Origin of the sequence: Pseudocitrobacter corydidari (genome assembly GCF_021172065.1) — a bacterium.
GTDB classification, from domain to species: domain Bacteria; phylum Pseudomonadota; class Gammaproteobacteria; order Enterobacterales; family Enterobacteriaceae; genus Pseudocitrobacter; species Pseudocitrobacter corydidari.
This window is the reverse complement of the sequence record NZ_CP087880.1, coordinates 2455850-2475730: the sequence shown is the minus strand read 5'-3', so window position 1 is coordinate 2475730 and position 19881 is coordinate 2455850. Positions and strand designations below refer to the sequence as shown.

The 19881-nt window shown below is 54.3% G+C and carries 18 protein-coding genes; 12 read left to right on the top strand and 6 right to left on the bottom strand.

What is annotated here, in order from left to right:
- Positions 1-171 precede the first annotated feature (171 nt).
- From G163CM_RS11515 to G163CM_RS11495, 5 genes are all read left to right on the top strand, one after another.
- Entirely contained in the window at positions 172-837 is a 666-nt protein-coding gene (locus tag G163CM_RS11515; RefSeq protein WP_231828279.1) for a helix-turn-helix transcriptional regulator, read from the top strand.
- Positions 838-1303: 466 nt separating this feature from the next.
- Complete coding sequence (locus tag G163CM_RS11510; protein ID WP_231828277.1) at positions 1304-3040, top strand: FAD-dependent oxidoreductase; 1737 nt, start codon at positions 1304-1306, stop codon at positions 3038-3040.
- Positions 3041-3054: 14 nt separating this feature from the next.
- Positions 3055-4170, top strand: coding sequence for an NADH:flavin oxidoreductase/NADH oxidase (locus G163CM_RS11505; RefSeq protein WP_231828276.1), 1116 nt, complete (start codon positions 3055-3057; stop codon positions 4168-4170).
- Positions 4167-4496, top strand: a complete 330-nt coding sequence (locus tag G163CM_RS11500; protein WP_231828275.1) for an NIPSNAP family protein — start codon at positions 4167-4169, stop codon at positions 4494-4496. The genes G163CM_RS11505 and G163CM_RS11500 overlap by 4 nt, the downstream gene beginning before the upstream one ends.
- A gap of 52 nt (positions 4497-4548) precedes the next feature.
- Entirely contained in the window at positions 4549-5445 is an 897-nt protein-coding gene (locus G163CM_RS11495; protein ID WP_231828274.1) for a helix-turn-helix domain-containing protein, read from the top strand.
- A 20-nt stretch (positions 5446-5465) separates the two neighbouring features.
- Here G163CM_RS11495 and G163CM_RS11490 read toward each other — a convergent pair whose 3' ends face one another.
- Positions 5466-6284 (bottom strand): SDR family NAD(P)-dependent oxidoreductase, encoded by an 819-nt coding sequence (locus tag G163CM_RS11490; RefSeq protein WP_231828273.1) that lies wholly within the window; start codon positions 6282-6284, stop codon positions 5466-5468.
- Between the two features lie 223 nt (positions 6285-6507).
- Here G163CM_RS11490 and G163CM_RS11485 point away from each other — a divergent pair, with 223 nt between their 5' ends.
- The 3 genes from G163CM_RS11485 to G163CM_RS11475 are packed head-to-tail and all read left to right on the top strand — an operon-like array spanning position 6508 to position 8788.
- Positions 6508-7275 carry a basic amino acid ABC transporter substrate-binding protein gene (locus tag G163CM_RS11485; RefSeq protein WP_231828272.1) on the top strand — a complete coding sequence of 256 codons (768 nt, stop codon included), beginning with the start codon at positions 6508-6510 and terminating at the stop codon, positions 7273-7275.
- Between the two features lie 39 nt (positions 7276-7314).
- Positions 7315-8079, top strand: coding sequence for an amino acid ABC transporter permease (locus G163CM_RS11480; protein WP_015965460.1), 765 nt, complete (start codon positions 7315-7317; stop codon positions 8077-8079).
- Positions 8066-8788: an amino acid ABC transporter ATP-binding protein gene (locus G163CM_RS11475; protein ID WP_231828271.1), complete on the top strand. Its 723-nt coding sequence runs from the start codon at positions 8066-8068 to the stop codon at positions 8786-8788. The genes G163CM_RS11480 and G163CM_RS11475 overlap by 14 nt, the downstream gene beginning before the upstream one ends.
- A 30-nt stretch (positions 8789-8818) precedes the next feature.
- On the opposite strand, the gene G163CM_RS11470 is transcribed toward G163CM_RS11475, so the two are convergent.
- The 4 genes from G163CM_RS11470 to G163CM_RS11455 are packed head-to-tail and all read right to left on the bottom strand — an operon-like array spanning position 8819 to position 12812.
- Entirely contained in the window at positions 8819-9592 is a 774-nt protein-coding gene (locus tag G163CM_RS11470; RefSeq protein ID WP_231828270.1) for an ABC transporter ATP-binding protein, read from the bottom strand.
- A gap of 10 nt (positions 9593-9602) precedes the next feature.
- Positions 9603-10565, bottom strand: a complete 963-nt coding sequence (locus G163CM_RS11465) for an ABC transporter substrate-binding protein (RefSeq protein WP_231828269.1) — start codon at positions 10563-10565, stop codon at positions 9603-9605.
- A 53-nt stretch (positions 10566-10618) separates the two neighbouring features.
- A complete protein-coding gene (locus G163CM_RS11460) occupies positions 10619-11455 on the bottom strand; it encodes an ABC transporter permease (protein WP_015965456.1) in 837 nt (278 codons plus the stop codon).
- A 10-nt stretch (positions 11456-11465) separates the two neighbouring features.
- Positions 11466-12812, bottom strand: coding sequence for an LLM class flavin-dependent oxidoreductase (locus G163CM_RS11455; protein WP_015965455.1), 1347 nt, complete (start codon positions 12810-12812; stop codon positions 11466-11468).
- 458 nt (positions 12813-13270) lie between these two features.
- On the opposite strand from G163CM_RS11455, the gene G163CM_RS11450 reads away from it, so the two are divergent.
- Positions 13271-14491 (top strand): HD domain-containing phosphohydrolase, encoded by a 1221-nt coding sequence (locus G163CM_RS11450; RefSeq protein ID WP_231828268.1) that lies wholly within the window; start codon positions 13271-13273, stop codon positions 14489-14491.
- Here G163CM_RS11450 and G163CM_RS11445 read toward each other — a convergent pair.
- Positions 14481-15320, bottom strand: coding sequence for a DMT family transporter (locus G163CM_RS11445; protein WP_231828267.1), 840 nt, complete (start codon positions 15318-15320; stop codon positions 14481-14483). The two genes, G163CM_RS11450 and G163CM_RS11445, sit on opposite strands and share 11 nt — an antisense overlap.
- Before the next feature lie 221 nt (positions 15321-15541).
- Here G163CM_RS11445 and G163CM_RS11440 point away from each other — a divergent pair, with 221 nt between their 5' ends.
- From G163CM_RS11440 to G163CM_RS11430, 3 genes are all read left to right on the top strand, one after another.
- Positions 15542-17746: a TonB-dependent receptor gene (locus G163CM_RS11440; protein WP_231828265.1), complete on the top strand. Its 2205-nt coding sequence runs from the start codon at positions 15542-15544 to the stop codon at positions 17744-17746.
- A 144-nt stretch (positions 17747-17890) separates the two neighbouring features.
- Positions 17891-19279, top strand: coding sequence for a phenylalanine transporter (pheP, locus tag G163CM_RS11435; protein WP_015965451.1), 1389 nt, complete (start codon positions 17891-17893; stop codon positions 19277-19279).
- A 332-nt stretch (positions 19280-19611) separates the two neighbouring features.
- On the top strand, positions 19612-19869 hold the full coding sequence (locus G163CM_RS11430; protein WP_231828264.1) for a hypothetical protein: 258 nt from the start codon (positions 19612-19614) through the stop codon (positions 19867-19869).
- Positions 19870-19881 lie beyond the last annotated feature (12 nt).

Sequence of the window (19881 nt, the reverse complement as noted above, 5' to 3'; positions counted from 1 at the left end):
TCCTGGATGATGTCAGTGTTATAAGAATGTTTATTATTTAAGTGTTGATTTTTAAAAGCGTGTTTTTTGGCGTTTATTTATTAAACCAGGAATATTGTCGTATATGTTGGTTTTAGCTGTATTGGTATGCTTCAGGCCGGGCAGGGAAGCCGTTGACAAGGATTTATGTCAATGGAACTATATAATTACAAAAGGGAGGAGGGTGGCAGAATGTTCTCTGAAGTTAATTTAAACAAATTAAGCTGTATTACGTGCCCTTTAAATTGTGAGATAAAACCTACAACATCCGTACGGATCTCATTTTGCCAGAGCTTTTGTTTTAGCACATGGCCTGAAGGCAGTAGTTTTTTTGCGCTGGGTATCACGGAAGGTGTATTGAAGAAAAGCCATACCTGGATCTACTCTGGTTGTGTTTTTGTAGATTTCTCAATTAGTTACTTTAGAAGTTTTTTAAGCAGGGCATGGCTGGATGCATTGATAGAAACCAAACTTAAAATAATCCTTGTTTGTGATAAACATCTGCAGGCGTTGGCTAACTATTGGTTTAAAAACGACGATAATATCTTTTTGATTTTGTATCCCGGCGAAAAAATAGACACCATCGCTGAGAAAATTAAAAGAAAATTTCTGGGGCATCATCCAATGACCGTTCGTGGCGAAGTTTTATCCAGACTGGAATTTAGCATCTTACATGACTTAAGTGCGGGCCAGGATTGTGTCGTAGTGGCTGAAACATTTAATTTGGGAGTACGTAGCGTTTATGCTGCCAAGCAGCGGGTAGAGAAAAAGATGGACGCTGATATAAACGATCTTTTTCGTTATTCTTACGCATTGTAATTCTCTTTACGCATGTTTTAATGTTTCTTAACGAGAGTCTCTATAACATTTAACGCTGACGTGCTGAAAGGATGCGACGGCATAAAAAGTATTATATTTCATATGCATGATGAAATCGCTTTATATGGATTTTTGTTGCTCATCGCCTTGATGAACATTTTTATACTGCTCTTTATTTTTTAAGCCATTATCCGTTTTTACGTTCCGGTGCAGGTAGGCCGGAACGGCTTCTTTTTCTGTTGTCTTCTCCCCAGACAAAACTTTGATTCATTCCACACTTCTGCGTCATTGTCGAAAAGTGCAAGTTTTACTTACAAACTGGCCTTCTTTTTCCCTTTCAGCCTGTCAAAAATGCAGATGAAACAAAATTCAAACATAAATTAAACAAATTAGAACATTCATCTGCGAGGTACCCTATGAACAATCCTGGCAAGTGTCTTCTTCTTAGGGATAAGGGGAGGGACTTATGACGATGAAGCAACCGGCACGCGAGTGTGACGTTCTGGTGGTTGGCAGCGGCGTAGGCGGTCTCTCGGCTGCGGTGACGGCGGGCCTGAATGGGCTGGATGTACAGGTCATCGAGAAAGAAGCCGTTTTCGGCGGCACGACGGCGTTTTCCGGCGGCGTGCTGTGGATCCCCAACAATCATCTGGCGCAGCAACAGGGCATTGAGGACTCTCCCGACGCAGCGCGTACTTATTTGCGTAGCGAAGCGGGTGAAAGCTACCGCCCGGAGCTGGTGGAGGCTTTCCTGCAACAGGCGCCGCAGATGCTGCGCGTTTTTGAAGAGAAAACGCGTTTTCGCTGTAACCTCTATCAATATCCCGATTACCACCCGGATGCGCCGGGCGGCGTGATGCGCGGGCGGTCGGTGGTACCGGAAGCGTTCGACATCCGCGAGCTGGGCGATGACATGAAACGGCTGCGTAAACCGCTACGCACCATCACCTTTATGGGGATGATGTTCAGCTCGTCGAATAACGATCTCAAACACTTCTTCAATGCTACCCGCTCGCTGAAATCTTTCGCCTACGTGGTGAAACGGCTGAGCCGTCATCTGCTGGAAATTGCCCGCTATGGTCGCGGCATTACCGCGAACGGCGGCAATGCGGTGGTCGCACGGCTGGCGTGCTCGGCGCGTGACCTGGGCGTGCCGATTCATACCGGGATGGCCGTCAAAGAGCTGATTGTGGAAAACGGCGTGGTACGCGGCGTGGTCGCTGAGCGCGACGGCGAGCGGGTATCTCTGTATGCAAAGCGCGGCGTGGTGCTGGCGTCTGGTGGTTTTGCCCGCGATGATGAGCGGCTGAAGAGGTTGTATCCGCACGTTAAACGCGGTGGCATTCAGCTTTCACCAACGCCGCCGGGCGCGGACACCGGCGACGGCATTGCGATGGCCGAACGCGTTGGCGCGCGCTTTGATAACAGTTATCCGAACGGTGCGGCATGGATCCCGGCATCGAAAGTGCAGATTGGCCGCCAGCAATTTGTCTTCCCGCATCTGGTCGATCGCTACAAACCCGGCTTCATCATGGTGAATCGCCACGGCGTGCGTTTTTGTAATGAAGCGGACTCCTATCATGACGTCGGTATCGCCATGATTGAAACCTGCCGCGACGATAGCGAAACCTTTGCGTGGCAAATCTGCGACCACAAAGCCTTGCGTAAATATGGCATGGGGTTCGCCAAGCCTGCGCCATTGCCCGTTTCGCTGTATACCCGCAACGGCTATCTGCTGAAGGGCAAAACGCTGACGGAACTGGCAGAGAAGATGGGGGTCCCCGTTGCTGCCTTAAATCATACGGTTACCGCCTTTAATGCCGATGCCCGGCGCGGGAAAGATACTCAGTTTGGCCGTGGCGAGTCAGCGTATAACCGCTATCTTGGCGATACCAACCATCAGCCAAATCCCTGCGTTGCGCCCATTGAACAAGGGCCGTTTTACGCCGTGAAGCTGTTTATGGGCGACCTTGGCACCTTCCACGGTCTGAAAACCGATGGCGAGGCGCGCGTGCTCGACTTGCAGGGCTTGCCCATTCCCGGCCTGTACGCCGCCGGAAATGAGATGGCAAGCATCATGGGCGGCAGTTACCCCGGCGCAGGGATCACCATCGGGCCTGCCGCTACCTTCGGCTATATCGCTGCCAACTCCCTTGCCGCACGCGGTGAAACCACAGCGCTGCCTCAGCGTGAAGCATCCTGAATTCGGAGATAATTATGTCTACACTCTTTACGCCCCTTACCGTGGGGCCGTTAACGCTGACCAACCGTATTGTCGTCCCGCCGATGTCGCAATATTCCGCCGCCAGCGACGGTATCGCCACGCCGTGGCACGCTCAGCATATTGGCGGGCTGGCGATTTCCGGTGCCGGGCTGGTGATTTGTGAAGCGAACGGCGTGACGCCGGACGGGCGTATTACGCCGCACTGCCTTGGCCTGTGGAATGACGAGCAGGCGCAGGCTCTGAAAAAGCTGCTGGCGGATATTCGCACCTACAGCGCCACGCCAATTGGCGTGCAGCTTAACCATGCGGGGCGCAAGGCGGGCACCAATCCGCCGTGGCGTAATCAGGGCGCTTCACTGTCTGACGAAGAGGGCGGCTGGCCGACGGTCGCGCCCTCCGCCGTTCCTTACAAACCCGGCTGGCGCGTGCCGGAAGAACTCGACGAAGCGGGCATGACGCGCATAATCGACGGCTTTGTCGCGGCGGCGTCGCGTGCGCGGGAGGCTGGCGTCGATTTCGTTGAGCTGCACGCTGCTAACGGTTATCTGCTCAATCAGTTCCTGTCGCCGCTCAGCAACCAGCGCCAGGATGAGTACGGCGGCAGCCCGGAAAACCGGATGCGTTTCCCGTTGCGCGTAGCAAAAGCGCTGCGCGATGCGTGGCCGAAAACGCAGCTGTTAGGTGTGCGTTTCAACGGCGGCGAATTTGCGCAAGGCGGTTTAGGCCTGGAAGAAGCCGTGCAGTTTGCCCGCGAACTTCATGCGCTGGGCTATGATTATCTTCATGTTTCTGGCGGCTACAATATCTACAACCAAACGCCGCCAGCGGATAAGCCCGGTTACATGGTGCCGTTTGCGGCGGCGATCAAAGAGGCATTGCCGGACGCGGTGGTGATAACCGTTGGTCTGATTTATGAAGCGCAGCAGGCGGAAGAGATTTTGCAGGAGGGGAGGGCGGATCTGGTCGCTATTGGACGCGGGATGCTCGACGACCCGAACTGGCCGATTCATGCCGCGATTGCCCTCGGCGAAACGCCGCCGTGGCCGAAACCGTATGACCGCTTCGGGCCGCTGGGCTGGCCGACGCACCAGACCCAGGAGGCCAAATGAATACAATGCCGATTGTCGATCACCGCATTTACACCATCCGCCTGCGTAAGATGAACGAGTTCATCGAGGTCTTTGATGCGCTGGCGATGCCGATTTTGCTGGAAACGCTGGGGCACCCGCTGGGGTTCTACACAAGCTTTGTGGGCCCGCAGAACCAGTTTGTTCACCTGTGGGGGTACGAAAGCCTGGCGGAGTATGAACGCCGGAGTCAGTTGCGCGACTCGCATCCGGGATTTGCCGCCTATTTAAAGGCGTCGGAACCATTTATTGTGGCGCAGGAGACGCGGTTAATTCGGGCGACGACACTTTCAAAAAGCATGGGTTAACTTGTAGGCCGGATAAGCGTAGCGCATCCGGCCATTCCCCAATGGAGGCACCATGAACCTGACCAACAGCATTCCGGTCTTTAAGCTCTACGGTGAAAGTCTGCACTGGCCGACGCCGGATTTGCTGCATTGCGAATCGATTCACAGCCGCAGCAGCCTCTATGACTGGTGTATCCGCGTGCATCAACATACGGATCTCATCCAGCTTCTCTACGTCCACAAAGGGCAGGGCGAAATTGAAATCGAAGGCGTGACGCACACTTTCGAGGACGCCTGCATCCAGATAATCCCCGCGCTTTGTGTGCACGGTTTTCGTTTTTCACCCGGAACGGAAGGGTTTTCCCTCTCGCTTGCCGCCCCGCTGGTGGCGCAGTTCGAGCAGCAGTTTGGCCGCCCGCTACAGGTGTTAAATCAGGCCACCTGCGTCCCGGTAGGCGATTCGCGGGAGAAAATTCAGTCACTTTTCGAGACGCTCCAACAGGAATATCAGTCTGATAACGATGCGCGCGATATGATGATCCACTCCCTGCTCAGCGCCCTGATGGTATGGCTGAACCGCCAGGCCGCACCGCAGCCGAGCGCCAGCGATAAAGTAGAGCGCAAGCGCGCCGCCATTCGTCGTTTCAACCAACTGGTGGAAAATCATTATCGCGAGCACTTCCCGGTGGCGCATTACGCCAGTGAGATTGGCATGTCCGGCGTTCATCTCAACACGCTGTGCCGGGAGTTTCACGGCTGTAGCGCCCTGAGCGTCGTACATCAGCGCCTGCTGCTGGAGGCGAAACGTAGCCTGCTGTACACCAGCATGACGGTGAGTCAGATTTCAGATTACCTTGGCTTCAGCGATGCGACCTATTTTTCGCGCTTTTTCCGGCGCGCAACGGGCGCATCCCCGCGCGGATTTCGTGACAAACCGACCGCAACCTGTGAGACGCCTGCCCACGCCTAGTCGCGAGCAGGCATTTGTGTTTATTTTCCGCTAAACCCTGGTCGCGGCAGTTTCCCCATCAGCATGGTGGGCAGCCCGCCATCGACGCCCAGTTCCGCGCCGTTGATATACCCTGATTTGTCGCTCAGCAGGAACAGTACCGCATTCGCGATATCTTCCGGCTTGCCAATGCGCTGGCTGGCGGTGAACGCTTCGCGGCTCTCGCGTACGCCCGGTTGCGCATAATAGTCTGCGGTCAATGCCGTTTCGATCATCCCCGGCGCGACCACGTTACTGCGTATGCCATCAGTACCCCATTCCACGGCAATCTGTTGTGATAACAGGCCAACCGCCGCTTTGCCGGGGCTGTACGCGCCACTCCACGGCTGCGGAATACGCCCGGAGATGGAGCCAATATGCACAATGCTGCCGCTACCTGCCTGACGCATGTCATGGGCAAACTCGCGCGCGCACAGCAGATAGCCGGTCAGGTTGACCGCCAGTTGGGCCTGCCATTGCTCAACGCTAATGTCCGCAAGCCCAGCCGGGCGCAAAATCCCGGCGGCGTTCACCAGCCCGCTGCACGGCCCCAGTTTTTCTCGCACGCTCAACGCCGCTTCCTTGATTTGCGCTTCGCTGCTGACATCGCAGGCCACCACTAAACGCCGCCCCGGATACGCTGCAAGCCGCTGTTTTACTGCTTCGCAGCCCTCCGGGTTACGGTCGAGCAGGGCGACATCGGCCCCCTGTTGTGCCAGCGCCGTAGCGATGGCCTCGCCAATTCCGCTCGCCGCGCCGCTGACCGCAAAGATGCGCCCGGCAAGGCCTAACCAGTCGTGAGTTTGATGTGATTCGCTCATGGGTGTTTTCCCCTTTATGGTGATGAATGCAGGTGTCAGAAGTCAGTTAATTGTTTGATGCGCAGGGGAAAAAGGGAATGGACGAAAAGAAAGCAGACTGACACTTTTCGATGCGAAAAGTCTTTTTGAGAACCCACGCAAGGTTGAGTTCATAAAAACGTTAGTGTATTTTTATTCACTAAAATCGCATAATTAACAAAATTGATTATTTAGGGGATGAATCATGTTGAAGAAAATTGCACTGGCGGGATGTTTACTGGCAGCGTTGGCCGCGCAAACTGTTGCGGCGGCGCAAACCTATGTCGTGGGCTCTGGCGGAACCTATCGTCCGTTTGAATTCGAAAACAGCCAAAAACAGCTGGAAGGCTTTGATATCGACATCATCAAAGCGATCGCCAAAGCGGAAGGATTTGACATTAAGCTGGTGAATACGCCGTGGGAAGGGATTTTCGCCACCCTTAACTCCGGCGATCGCGACATCATTATTTCCGGCATTACCATCACCGACAAACGTCAGCAAATGGTCGATTTCTCTGCGCCCTATTTCCCGGCGGATCAGTCCATTGTGGTGGCGAAAGACTCTGCGGTGAACGCCCTCGCCGCGCTGAAAGGCCAGAAAGTCGGCGTAGTGAACTCCAGCACCGGCGATATCGTGGTTTCGGATGTATTGGGTAAAAACAGCACCGATATCAAACGTTTTGATAATACCCCGCTGATGTTGCAGGAGCTGTATGAAGACGGCCTTGGCGCGGCGGTAGGCGATGTGGGCGTTGTGAAGTACTACATCAAAAATCACCCGGAAAAAGCCTTCAAACTGGTGCAGGACGATAAATTCCAGCGTCAATATTTTGGGATTGCGGTCGCCAAAGGGAACGATGAATTGCTGGGCAAAATCAACGCGGGCCTGAAGAAAATCGTCGCCGATGGCACCTATGCCAAAATTTACACCCAGTGGTTCGATGCTGATGTGCCTGTCTTACCTGCGCAATAACAACGCGGATACTTATTTTAACAACGGACAGGATGTGTCATGACCGGATTTCGTTGGGAAATCATCCAGGAGTATGCGCCGCTCTTTGTTGAAGGCGCGTGGATGACCATTAAGTGCACCATTATCTGCGTGATTTTGGGCACCTTGTGGGGGTTATTACTGGGCCTCGGGCGGATGGCGAAAGCTGAACATGGCCCGTGGCGTTTTATTCTGCGCTACTTTGTGCAGTTGCCGGTGCGCGTTTACGTCAGCGCATTTCGCGGTACGCCCCTGTTTGTGCAGATTATGGTCGTGCACTTCGCGCTGGTGCCGTTGCTCATTAACCCGCGCGACGGCGTGCTGGTGACAAGCGGCATCATGTCGGTTGATTTCGCCCGTATGCTGCGCTCGGACTACGGCGCGTTTCTTTCCTGTATTGTGGCGATTACCCTCAATGCAGGGGCGTATGTCTCTGAAATCTTCCGCGCAGGCATTCAGTCTATCGACCGTGGGCAGATGGAAGCCTCACGCGCGCTGGGGATGACGTGGGGCAAAACCATGCGCAAGGTCATCCTGCCGCAGGCGTTTAAACGTATTCTGCCGCCGCTCGGCAATAACGCGATTGCCATTGTGAAAGATTCTTCGCTGGCCTCGGCGATTGGCCTGGCCGATCTCGCTTACGCCGCGCGGACGGTTTCTGGCGCGTATGCCACCTATTGGGAACCGTATCTGGCGATCTCGATTATTTACTGGGTGCTGACGTTTATCTTGTCGCTGCTGGTCCAGCATATGGAAAAGAGGTTGAGCAAAAGTGATTCACATTGAAAATCTGCAAAAACGTTTTGGTGCGACTCACGTGCTGCGCGGGATCTCCTGCGAGATAAAGCCTCAGGAAGTTGTGTGCGTTATCGGCCCGTCCGGTTCGGGGAAAAGTACGTTCCTGCGCTGCCTGAATGCGCTGGAAACGCCCGATGACGGCAAGGTGTCGGTGAATGGTTTTGATATTCATGAGCCGAAAACCAATCTCAACAAGATGCGTGAAAGCGTCGGCATGGTGTTTCAGCGCTTTAATCTTTTCCCGCACATGACGGTGCTGGAAAACCTGATTATGGCGCCGATGTCGGTGAAAGGGCTGTCGCGCTCCGAGGCGATAAGTCGCGCGGAAGTGCTGCTGCGCAAAGTTGGGCTGCTCGACAAAATTGACGCCTGGCCTTCCAGTCTTTCCGGCGGTCAGCAGCAGCGCGTGGCCATTGCCCGCTCTATGGCGATGGATCCCTCTATCATTCTGTTCGATGAACCGACTTCCGCGCTGGACCCAGAGCTGGTGGGGGAAGTGCTGGAAGTGATGAAAAATCTCGCCCAGGAAGGGATGACGATGGTGATCGTCACCCATGAAATGGGCTTTGCGCGGGAAGTGGCTGACCGCGTGCTGTTTATCGATCAGGGCATTATTCAGGAAGAGGGGGCGCCGGAGCAGATCTTTACCGCGCCGCAAAACCCGCGCACGGCGGCATTTCTGAGTAAAGTGTTATGAGTTTCGCCCGGCAAGCCGCCGGGCGTTATTTCAGTGCAGTCCAAACTCCGCCATTAACTGTTGGCGCAGCGCCACAAATGCCCCGTCGCTGCGTTCGCGCGGGCGGGGCAGATTCACATCGATAATCCTGATGGCGTTGCCTTTCTCTTTCGGCAAAATCAGCACCCGATCCGCCAGATAAATCGCCTCTTCCAGGTCGTGCGTCACCAGCACCATGGTGATATTTTCCGTGGCGCGAATGCGTTCCAGCTCTTCCTGCATGGTGATTTTGGTCATCGCGTCCAGCGCGCCGAGCGGTTCATCCAGCAGCAGAATTTCCGGGTCGATTGCCAGCGCACGGGCGATACCGACGCGCTGTGCCATGCCGCCGGAAAGTTGGCCAGGCAGGGCATTTTCATACTGACTTAAACCGACCAGCTCAATCGATTGTTTCGCGCGAAGGCGTGCCTGCGTTTTTGACTTTCCCTGCACGTCCAGGCTGAAGCTAACGTTATCCAGCACCGACAGCCAGGGCAGCAGGCGCGGTTCCTGGAAAATTACCGCGCGCTCGCGGCTCATTCCCTGCACCGCGCGCCCGTCGATGATCACCTCTCCGGCGTCGGGCTGCTCCAGCCCGGCAAGAATACGCAGCAAGGTGGTTTTACCGCAGCCGCTCGGCCCGACGATGGCGATACTTTGCCCGCTTTCAATATGCAGATTCAAATCGCGAAACACATCAAACGGCTGGCCGTCGAGAGAGAATGCTTTATGCAGGCGGCGAATGGCGATATCGCCGCGCGCTAATTCCGTGTGTGGCATCGTCATGGCGGTCTCCTCAGACTTTTAACAGGATATCGCTGGTTTTCAGCTGATCTTTTTGCAGCACGCCACCGCGTTGCAGAACATCCAGCCAGAACTGCACATCGTGATCTTCCGCCAGCCCGCCTTTACGCACGCCGTAGCCGGTGAAATATTTCGCCAGCTCCGGATTTTCGCCGCGTTCTTTCAGCTTCTGCGCCAGAATTTCGCGCGTTTTTTCTGGGTTTTCACGGGCGAAATCGAGCGCGCGCGCCGATTGCAGCACAAAGTCACGCGCTGCCTGCGGGTGCGCTTTTACGAAATCCGCGCGCAGGACGGTAAACCCGCCGGCGATAGGGCCAAGCACCTCCGTGTCATTCAGAATCGGGCGCAGGCCGCCGTGGCTGCGGGCCACGCCTTCAAAGGTGGTCTGCCAGTAGCCAAACGCGGCAACATCCACCTGGCCGGATCGCAGGGTTTGCTCAAGCTGCGGGCCAGGCACGGCCACCAGGCGCGCGGCTTTTTCCGGCAGCCCGGCTTTATGCAACGCTTCCCGTACGGTGTAATCAAGATGTGCGCCTAACGTATTGATAGCGATACTTTTCCCCGCTAAATCTTTCACTGATTTAATCGGGCTGTCTTCTCGCACGTAGAAAATCGATTTGGTGGTGTTATCGATGCCGTTTGTCGGATACGCCGCGACAAACTGGTTGCCCCCGGCGATGGAGTTGATCACAGCGGGCGTTGCCGCTGAACCGATATCAATGCTGCCTGAAGCCAGCGCGAACAGCGACTCTGGCCCGCCGCTGGCGTAACCGGCGCTTTTAAAGGTGATGCCCGTACCCTTGAAATACCCTAATGCATCCGCCAGTTCATGGGCTGCAATGCCGCCGTGGCTGGTCATATAGCGCATCGTGACTTCATCCTGCGCCTGTGTTGCGGAGGAGGCGCCAAAAAGCATCAGCGTGGTCGCCCAAAATAACGGAAGAATTTTTTTCATGATCTGTTCCTGTCTGCGATGAGTGTTTTCTTATAGTGGGTGGTGCAAAAACGTTACTGGTCACGCGGATTCCAGCGACACAGGCGGCGTTGCAGGAATACCAGAATTGAGTTGGCGAGCAGCCCGGCCAGCGCCAGCAGGAAGATGGCGGCAAACATCAGCGGGATCTGGAAATTGTACTGGGCGTTCATCACCTGGAAGCCAATTCCGCGATTTGCGCCAATCATCTCGGCGGCAATCAGCAGCAGCAGGGCGGTGGTGGCGGATAAACGCAGGCCGACGAAAATACCCGGAATCGACGCCGGAACAATCACCCGACGGAACAGCGTCAGTTCGCCTGCGCCGAAAGTGCGTGCCATCTCCAGCAGCTTGCCGTCGACCTGCTTCACGCCGCTGATGGTCGATAACAGCACCGGGAAGAGGGCGGCCCAGAAGATGACGAACACTTTTGAGGTTTCGCCAAGGCCGAACAGCAAAATAAAGACCGGGTAGAGCGCCAGCGCGGAGGTCTGACGGAACAGTTGCAGAATTGGATCCAGCGCGCGTTCAATCGGGCGGATTTGCCCCATAAACAGGCCCAGCGGAATACCGATAATCACCGCCGAGAAAAACGCCAGCCCGGCGCGTTGCAGGCTGATGGAGATATCGCCCAGCAGCGCGCCGGAATGGACGCCGTTCCACAATGCCAGCACCACTTTATCGAGCGGTGGGATCACCGCCGGGTTCAGCCAGCCGACGCTGCTGGCGACCTGCCAGCCCGCGAAGAACAGCATCAACAGGCCGTAACGGGCGAAGAAATTCAGGCTGCGCTTTGACCAGAGCGCCGCGGTTTTCGCCGCCGTACGTGGGCGGGAAACGGCGGTTCCGGTGGAGGGATATAACATGCTCATGGTTCACTCCTCAGGCGACTTTGGCGCGGTGCAGGGTGGAATGCCGGTTCTCGGCAAACGGCAGCCCGAGGTTTTCGCGCAGCGTCGTGCCTTCGTACGCCGTGCGGAACAGCCCGCGCTGTTGCAGGATGGGCAGCACCAGTTCGATAAAGTCATCCAGCCCGCCCGGCAGCCACGGCGGCAGAATATTAAACCCGTCGGCGGCTTCATTCTCGAACCACTCCTGGAGTGTATCTGCCACCTGTTCGGCGCTGCCGACGATGGTGAAGTGACCGCGGGCAGTGGCGACCCACTGGTAGAGTTCGCGAATGGTGAAATTGTTTTCGTCGGCGATCTGGCGGATCAGCTCCGGGCGCGATTTCATTCCTTCTGTCACCGGCAGCGGCGGCAGCGGTCCATCGAGATCGTACTCCGCCAGATTGATCGCCCCTCCAGCCAGACCATTGAGCAGCGCAATCCCATCGGATTCGACAATCAGCGAGGTAATTTTGCGGTACTTTTCCTGCGCTTCTTCTTCCGTACGCCCAACGAACGGCGCGACGCCTGGCATGATGAGCACGTGGTCCGGGTTACGGCCCGCCGCTCTGGCGCGAGCTTTGATATCCCGGTAGAACGCCTGCGCGGTGTGCAGATGCTGATGGGAAGTAAAAATCACCTCTGCGGTAGCGGCGGCCAGCGCGCGTCCGCTCTCGGATTGCCCGGCCTGGACAATTACCGGCTGCCCCTGCGGCGAGCGTGGCACATTCAGCGGGCCTTTCACTTTGAAGAATTTTCCCCGGTGATGTGTGGCGTGCACCTTCTGCGCATCAACGAAAACGCCGGAGGCTTTATCGCGTATGAAAGCATCGTCTTCAAAGCTGTCCCACAGCTTTTTCACCACATCAACATGCTCGGCCGCGCGCTGGTAGCGATATTCATGGGGATGCTGCGTATCAAGATTAAAGTTGTGCGCGGCGGCGTCGGTCGCGGTGGTCACCACGTTCCAGCCCACGCGGCCGCCGGAAATGAGATCCAGCGAGGCGAATTTGCGCGCCAGATTGTAGGGCTCTTCATAAGTGGTGGAGGCGGTGGCGATAAAACCGATATTTTTGGTCAGCGGGGCGAGGGCGCTGAATAGGGTGACGGGTTCAAAACCGGCCACTTTGGCGCTGCCGCCTTCGCTGCTGCCCGCCGCAGGGGCTGCCAGACCGTCAGCCAGAAAATAGGCGTCAAACAAGCCGCGCTCCGCCGTTTGCGCGAGCTGTTTATGAAACTCAAAGCTGGTTGCGCCATCTGCTGGCTGGTCCGGATGACGCCACGCTGCGATGTGTTGTCCACCGCCGGGCAGAAAAGCGCCGAGCTTTATCTGTTTAGTCATGTGCCTTACCTCCTGATGGGATGCGGGATGTTCCGCCTGGAGGCCAGAATAGCGAGGGTCTTCCGCCAATTTGAAATAACAAATGTTGAATAGATTATCTGTTTTTTGGTTATAGTCTGACGACGACAGCAAGAATGCAGGCTGGCTTGAGTGAGATTTGTATTAATTGTTAAGCTAAATTAGCGATAAGTTTGTCTGTAATCGAGAGTACGCCTAAGGAGGTAGGTTATTATTTAGTTTTACCAATAGTTCGCCCGCTTTTAATTTGCGATAACGTATAATCAGGGGGCGTCAGGATAAAATAACTTAAAAAACACGCTGGTGGTTGGGTTTTACTGGATATACACGATAATTATAATTAAAATCATCGTGGCATTTATAAATTGCAGGGTCTTCAATCCGCCACGGGGTGGAGCGGATGTATCATTGTGTAAGAGAGAAGAAAATAGAATCGTATCATGGATATATCCCTGCAATTATCAATCAAGTTTATTAACGAACTCATAAAAATCGTCTCTCCAGCGTTAGTGAAACACATGGAGCGGACGGCCATCGTCGCGATGGAGCTTTGCGATTATCTTGAACTGAGTAAAGAGCAGCAGAAGAATGTCTATATTGCTGCATTGCTTCATGATATCGGTGAGCTTATCGATATACGCACCCGCGAGCATGGTGATTTTCATTCTAATAATGAATTGCATCAACGTTATACTTATAACATGCTGAACGGTCTTGATATTTTTGAGCAGACTAAAGCGATTGTCTATACGCGTCGTGCGGGGTATGAAGACAAGCATCAGCAGGAAAAAGCCATTCTCTCTTTCTGCGATCAATTTGAGTACGATTTGCGCCTGTACCCGGAAAACCTGGCTTCCTGTAGCGAGGATATCTGCAATGGTTTTGCTGAGCGTTACAGTGATTTCCCCGCTGAGTTTTATGATTTTCTGAATACCGTCAGCCAGAGGGAATATTTTTGGTTCCGTTTGCAAACCGATAATATTCCTCGGGTTGTTAATGTTATCTCGCCGATAAAAGTCATTCATCTCGATATCGATGACTTCCAGCAAATTTGTACGCTGATTGCCCGTATTGTCGATACCCATAGCGGATTTACAGCGGCCCACAGCATGACCGTAGGGCTTGTGGCGCGAGAGCTGGCATATTACAGCGGGATGACCAGCTACGATCAGCAGCGAATTGAAATTGCCGGTTATCTTCATGATATTGGCAAACTGTATGTCCCTATTAGTCTGCTTGAGAAAAAAAGTGCGCTGTCGAGGAAAGAGTACAGCATGCTGAAAGAGCACAGTTACAAAACCGCAGAAATTCTTAGCGTTGTCGCAGAATTAGGCGAGATTGCCGCATGGGCAGCGAACCATCATGAACGACTTGATGGTTCAGGATATCCTTATCATCTGAACCGTATTTATCTCGATATCCCCAGTCGTATTGTGGCGGTGGCAGACTTCTTTACCGCATTAACAGAAGTTCGCCCCTATCGTGGCCCACTGAGTATTCAGGATGCACTGGATATTATGGATAAAGCGGTGGAGGACGGCTCGATTGACGGCGAGATTGTTGCGCTGCTGCATCAGCATAAAGAGGCATTTTACAGTATTGTAAACCAGGCTCGCGAAGGTGGCCGGGCGTTGGTGCGCGACGTAGCATCTATTCCTTAATCGTTGGGCTGCGATCGGCATAGATAACCAGCCCGATCCCCGACAATGTCACCACGATCGACATAAGCATACGTACTGTTAATGCCTCACCCAGAAACACCATTCCACCCAACGCCGCCAGACAAGGCACGCTCAGTTGCAGCGTGCTTGCCGTCGCCGGGCTAAGCTTCGGTAGCAGGGAATACCACAGCAAATAGGCGGCGCCTGACGCCAGCGCGCCCGAGGTGACCGCCAGCATTAATCCGCTCGCATCCATATGGCTTTGCATTCCGCTTAGCAGAAAAACGACCAGCGCAATCGGCACTGCCAGAATAAAATTCCCGGCGGTGGCCGCGGCAGCATTTTGTACCCGTTTCCCGGTAATGCAGTACGCCCCCCAGGCGGCGCCGGATGCAATCATCATCAACGCGGCGGTGAGCGGAGGGCGCGCTGCGCCAGGCAGCAGCAATAGCACCAGGCCTGCCATTGCGGCGATGATACCGACGGTTTTCAGCGGCGTCAGGCGCTCGCCGCGCAGGAATCCCCACCCGGTCATAACCAGCTGTACGGTGCCGAACAACAGCAGTGCGCCCATTGCCGCGCCCATCGAGACATAAGCAATAGAAAACGCGAAAACGTAGAGCGCGAGCAGGCAAGCGTTCAGCCAGTTAAATTCTGGTCTCTTCTTAAGGGCGGGGAGCTGGAGCAAAAGAAAAAGCGCAATCGCGCCGCTGAGCAGGCGCACGCTGCTAAAAGAGACCGCATCCATATGCAGACCCTTTAACGCCAGACGGCAGAGCAGGGAATTCGCCGCGAATGCGACCATCGCCAGAATAATTTTCAGCAGCACCGATATTCCCCCTCTGTGTAAGCACTCCATTCTACAGGCTCTGCTGTGTGCGTCATCCCTTTCATTACCCGGCTAATTATGCTTGATTGCTAAATTTTAATGAGTATAGTTCTCGTTCTCTTTATCGTTTGTGGCGAGTTCTGGCGCTGTTCATCGGGCGTACAGGCAGATAAATAAGCATCGCCGCAAACGTCATCTTCAGCGTCTTTCACGAGCGAATTATGCACAACACAAAGGGTTTCACTTCTCCAGTACGCAAAACGCTGTTGGCGTTAGCGATAGGCAGCGTCGCGCACTCCGCCAGCGGGGCAACCACTACAGATACTCCGGCTAAAAAAGCCCAGGAGGAGACGATGGTGGTTCAGGCCGTTGAGGGCAGCGATTTTAAACCGGGCGGCGACCAGCCGGTTCCGGCCTACCTCGATGGACAAATCGCCCACGGCGGGCGTCTGGGCATGCTGGGCGAGCAGAAAGCCATGGATGTACCGTTTAACGTTATTGGCTACACCTCAAAATTGATGGCCGATCAGCAGGCGAAAACCATCGCCGATGTGGTCAGCAATGATGCGGGCGTGCAGACGGTACAGGGCTACGGTAACTTTGCTGAGACCTACCGCATTCGCGGCTTTAAGCTTGATGGCGATGACATGACCATGGGCGGCCTGGCCGGCGTGGTGCCGCGTCAGGTGATGGATACCCAGATGCTGGAGCGCGTGGAAGTCTTCAAAGGCGCGAACGCCTTGTTGAATGGCGCGGCGAGCAGCGGTGTGGGTGGGATGATCAACCTTGAACCGAAACGAGCTGAAGATACGCCAATCACCCGCGTGGGCGTGGACTACACCTCTGACTCTCAGGTGGGTGGTTCGCTGGATCTGGGGCGTCGCTTTGGTGATAACAACCAGTTCGGCGCGCGCGTGAACGTGCTGCATCGCGAAGGGGAGGGGGCGGTCGATAACGACAAACGCCGCACCACGCTGGCGTCGGTGGGGCTGGACTATCGCGGCGATCGATTCCGTTCGTCTCTTGATTTTGGCTACCAGAAGAAAACCTTCCACGGCGGCACGATGGGCGTCAACATCAGCGGCGTCGATTTCGTTCCTTCCGTTCCGGATACCACCAAAAACTACAGCCAGAAATGGGGCTACAGCGATATCGAAAATGAATTCGGTATGGCGAAAGCCGAATACGATCTTACCGATAACTGGACGACCTATGCGGCCTGGGGCATGCAGCATGGTCATGAGCTCGGCACCTACAGCGCGCCGAAGCTGACCAATGCTAACGGTGACGCGACGGTGGGGCGTCTGGATACCAATCGTCTGATCGACACCTACAGCGGAATGGGCGGCGTGCGCGGTAACTTCAATACCGGGCCGGTCAGCCATCAGGTGAATATCGGTTATGCGGCGCAGATGCGCAAAGACGCCACCGCATGGCGCATGTCCTCCAGTAACCCGACCACCAACATCTATGATAATCATGATGTTGCGATGCCAGATAACGCGTGGTTTGGCGGTAATTATACCGACCCGCTGACCACCTCGCGCAGCCGCGTTCAGGGCTGGCTATTCAGCGATACGCTGGGCTTCTTTGACGACAGCGTGCTGCTGACGGCGGCAACGCGCTACCAGAAAGTGGTGGTACGTAACTACAGCAACGCCACGGGCAATGAAGACCTTTCTGGTCGCTACACGGAAAGCCGCTGGACGCCAACCGTGGGCCTGGTCTACAAACCGTGGGAAGAAGTCTCGTTCTACGCCAACCATACCGAAGCACTGCAACCGGGCTCTAATGCACCGAGCACCGCCGCCAACGCCGGGCAAAGCACCGGTATCGCACATTCCAAACAGAATGAGCTGGGCGTGAAGGTGGATTACGGTAACATCGGCGGCTCGCTGGCGCTGTTTGAAATTAAAAAACCAAACGCCATTTCCGATGCGCAGAATTACTACAAAATGGACGGCGAGCAGCGCAACCGTGGCGTTGAGCTGAACGTCTTCGGCGAACCGATGCTGGGCCTGCGCCTGAACGGCAGCACCCAGTGGTTGAACGCGGAACAGCGTAAAACGGCTAATGGCGCAACCGACGGCAAAGATGCCGTGGGTGTGGCGAACTTCTACATGGTGCTGGGCGCTGAGTACGATATCAAACCGGTGGAGGGTTTAACCGCCACCGCACGCGTGAATCATACTGGCTCTCAATATGCCGATGCGGCAAACACCAAGAAACTGGATAGCTACACTACCCTCGACCTCGGTATGCGCTACCGCATGCGCCTGAACGCGGATCAAAATGAAATGGTCTGGCGCGTCGGTGTGAACAACGTGACCAACGAGAAGTACTGGTCTGGCGTGGATGATACCGGCGTTTACCTGTTCCAGGGTGAACCAAGAACGCTGAAAGTGTCGATGACATACGACTTCTAATCGCACCATTTTGTGGCCTCGCGCCCCGGTAAGCCTGGCTTATCGGGGCGTTTCATTAATTACCACTCTGAATGTATTGCCTTGCGACAACGGCATCGAAGTGTTAAAAGATGCGCCTTCATAAAAAAGCTACAGGGGTTTGACGTGAAAGACACGTCCTCAGCATCCGAGAGTATTCAGGATGCTTCGTCGGAACAGGTTCCGACGCTGCAACGCGGCTTACAAAACCGACATATTCAATTGATTGCCCTCGGCGGCGCGATTGGCACCGGTCTGTTTCTCGGCATTGGCCCGGCGATTCAGATGGCGGGCCCGGCGGTACTGCTGGGCTATGGCGTTGCCGGTATTATCGCATTTCTGATCATGCGCCAGCTTGGCGAAATGGTTGTGGAAGAGCCGGTATCTGGATCATTTGCTCACTTCGCCTACAAGTACTGGGGGCCGTTTGCGGGCTTCCTCTCCGGCTGGAACTACTGGGTGATGTTCGTGCTGGTTGGCATGGCGGAACTCACCGCCGCGGGCATCTATATGCAGTACTGGCTGCCAGATGTGCCTACCTGGATCTGGGCGGCAGGCTTCTTTGTGCTGATTAACGCCGTCAATCTGGTGAACGTGCGCTTATATGGCGAAACGGAGTTCTGGTTTGCGCTGATTAAGGTGCTGGCAATCATCGGTATGATCGGCTTTGGTCTGTGGATGTTGTTCACCGATCACGGCGGCGATCGCGCCAGCATTGATAATCTGTGGCGCTATAACGGTTTCTTCGCCACCGGCTGGAATGGGCTGATCACTTCACTGGCGGTGATTATGTTCTCCTTCGGCGGGCTGGAGCTGATTGGTATTACCGCCGCAGAGGCGCGTAACCCGGAGACCACCATTCCAAAAGCGGTTAATCAGGTGGTGTACCGTATCCTGCTGTTTTATATCGGCTCGCTGGTGGTTCTGCTGGCGCTTTACCCGTGGGTAGAGATCAAGTCCGACAGCAGCCCGTTCGTGATGATCTTCCATAATCTGGATAGCAACATCGTGGCATCGGCGCTGAACTTCGTGATTCTGGTGGCGTCGCTTTCGGTGTATAACAGCGGTGTCTACTCTAACAGTCGCATGCTGTTTGGTCTTTCCGTGCAGGGCAACGCGCCGAAGTTCCTCACCAAAGTCAGCCGTCGCGGCGTGCCGGTGAATTCACTGCTGCTTTCCGGGGCGATCACCTCGCTGGTGGTACTGGTGAACTATCTGTTGCCAAAAGAGGCCTTCGGCCTGCTGATGGCGCTGGTTGTTGCCACGCTGCTGCTGAACTGGGTGATGATCTGCATGGCGCACCTGAAGTTCCGTGCAGCGATGCGACGCAAAGGCCGTGAGCCGAAGTTTAAAGCGCTGCTGTCGCCTGCAAGTAACTACATCTGTATCGCCTTCCTGCTGATGATCCTCGGCCTGATGTGTACCATGGACGGCATGCGCCTGTCGGCAATTCTGCTGCCAGTGTGGGTGGTGTTCCTGTTTATTGCGTTTAAGACGTTACGACGTAAAGGGTAAATTCCCGCGTTTGGCATTATAAAAAATCGGATAGAGGCTAAGCCTTGTCCGATTTTTTTTGTTTTTTCTGCTGTGATCTGAATGTATTCTGAATCTTGCAGATTTTTAGCCTTTATCACATTTTTCTCGTCATTTCTAAATGATAGTGAATTGTTAAAGTCTGTTATTAATCCTACGTTCGGCGATCCAAAAACGAATAAAGTAATGGATGGTAACTCTCGTGTATATGAGTTGAAAAAAAGGCTGATGGCCCTAATAGCTCAATAACAGGAGAAACTACTATACCAATCGAAGCTTATATACCTGATGACTCTTTTTTGGGGGTATGTAATATGAAAAATGAATTTATTCTCATAAGGTTAGTTGCTAGGGGATTATTGGATATAAGAATAGCAGCTGGATCTGGTAATATGACCGCTTGTTATGTGTTATCAGATTTTATACATACATTACCGTATTCTATTGAACGGATTTCAAAGGGAGAGATTAATTATCAGGACGTTATGGATGATTTAAGTGAAAGAGCTAAGATAAAAAAGATGGAAAGTTGGCTTGCTAATGCTTTAAGCGATATAAATACGTCGGTGTAATATTTTATTGAT

What these genes read in the sequence shown, in the direction of transcription:
- G163CM_RS11515 (WP_231828279.1), top strand. Translation starts at nt 172, where the DNA reads ATGGAACTATATAATTACAAAAGGGAGGAGGGTGGCAGAATGTTCTCT.
- G163CM_RS11510 (WP_231828277.1), top strand. Translation starts at nt 1,304, where the DNA reads ATGACGATGAAGCAACCGGCACGCGAGTGTGACGTTCTGGTGGTTGGC.
- G163CM_RS11505 (WP_231828276.1), top strand. Translation starts at nt 3,055, where the DNA reads ATGTCTACACTCTTTACGCCCCTTACCGTGGGGCCGTTAACGCTGACC.
- G163CM_RS11500 (WP_231828275.1), top strand. Translation starts at nt 4,167, where the DNA reads ATGAATACAATGCCGATTGTCGATCACCGCATTTACACCATCCGCCTG.
- G163CM_RS11495 (WP_231828274.1), top strand. Translation starts at nt 4,549, where the DNA reads ATGAACCTGACCAACAGCATTCCGGTCTTTAAGCTCTACGGTGAAAGT.
- G163CM_RS11490 (WP_231828273.1), bottom strand. Translation starts at nt 6,284, where the DNA reads ATGAGCGAATCACATCAAACTCACGACTGGTTAGGCCTTGCCGGGCGC.
- G163CM_RS11485 (WP_231828272.1), top strand. Translation starts at nt 6,508, where the DNA reads ATGTTGAAGAAAATTGCACTGGCGGGATGTTTACTGGCAGCGTTGGCC.
- G163CM_RS11480 (WP_015965460.1), top strand. Translation starts at nt 7,315, where the DNA reads ATGACCGGATTTCGTTGGGAAATCATCCAGGAGTATGCGCCGCTCTTT.
- G163CM_RS11470 (WP_231828270.1), bottom strand. Translation starts at nt 9,592, where the DNA reads ATGACGATGCCACACACGGAATTAGCGCGCGGCGATATCGCCATTCGC.
- G163CM_RS11465 (WP_231828269.1), bottom strand. Translation starts at nt 10,565, where the DNA reads ATGAAAAAAATTCTTCCGTTATTTTGGGCGACCACGCTGATGCTTTTT.
- G163CM_RS11460 (WP_015965456.1), bottom strand. Translation starts at nt 11,455, where the DNA reads ATGAGCATGTTATATCCCTCCACCGGAACCGCCGTTTCCCGCCCACGT.
- G163CM_RS11455 (WP_015965455.1), bottom strand. Translation starts at nt 12,812, where the DNA reads ATGACTAAACAGATAAAGCTCGGCGCTTTTCTGCCCGGCGGTGGACAA.
- G163CM_RS11450 (WP_231828268.1), top strand. Translation starts at nt 13,271, where the DNA reads ATGGATATATCCCTGCAATTATCAATCAAGTTTATTAACGAACTCATA.
- G163CM_RS11440 (WP_231828265.1), top strand. Translation starts at nt 15,542, where the DNA reads ATGCACAACACAAAGGGTTTCACTTCTCCAGTACGCAAAACGCTGTTG.
- G163CM_RS11430 (WP_231828264.1), top strand. Translation starts at nt 19,612, where the DNA reads ATGAAAAATGAATTTATTCTCATAAGGTTAGTTGCTAGGGGATTATTG.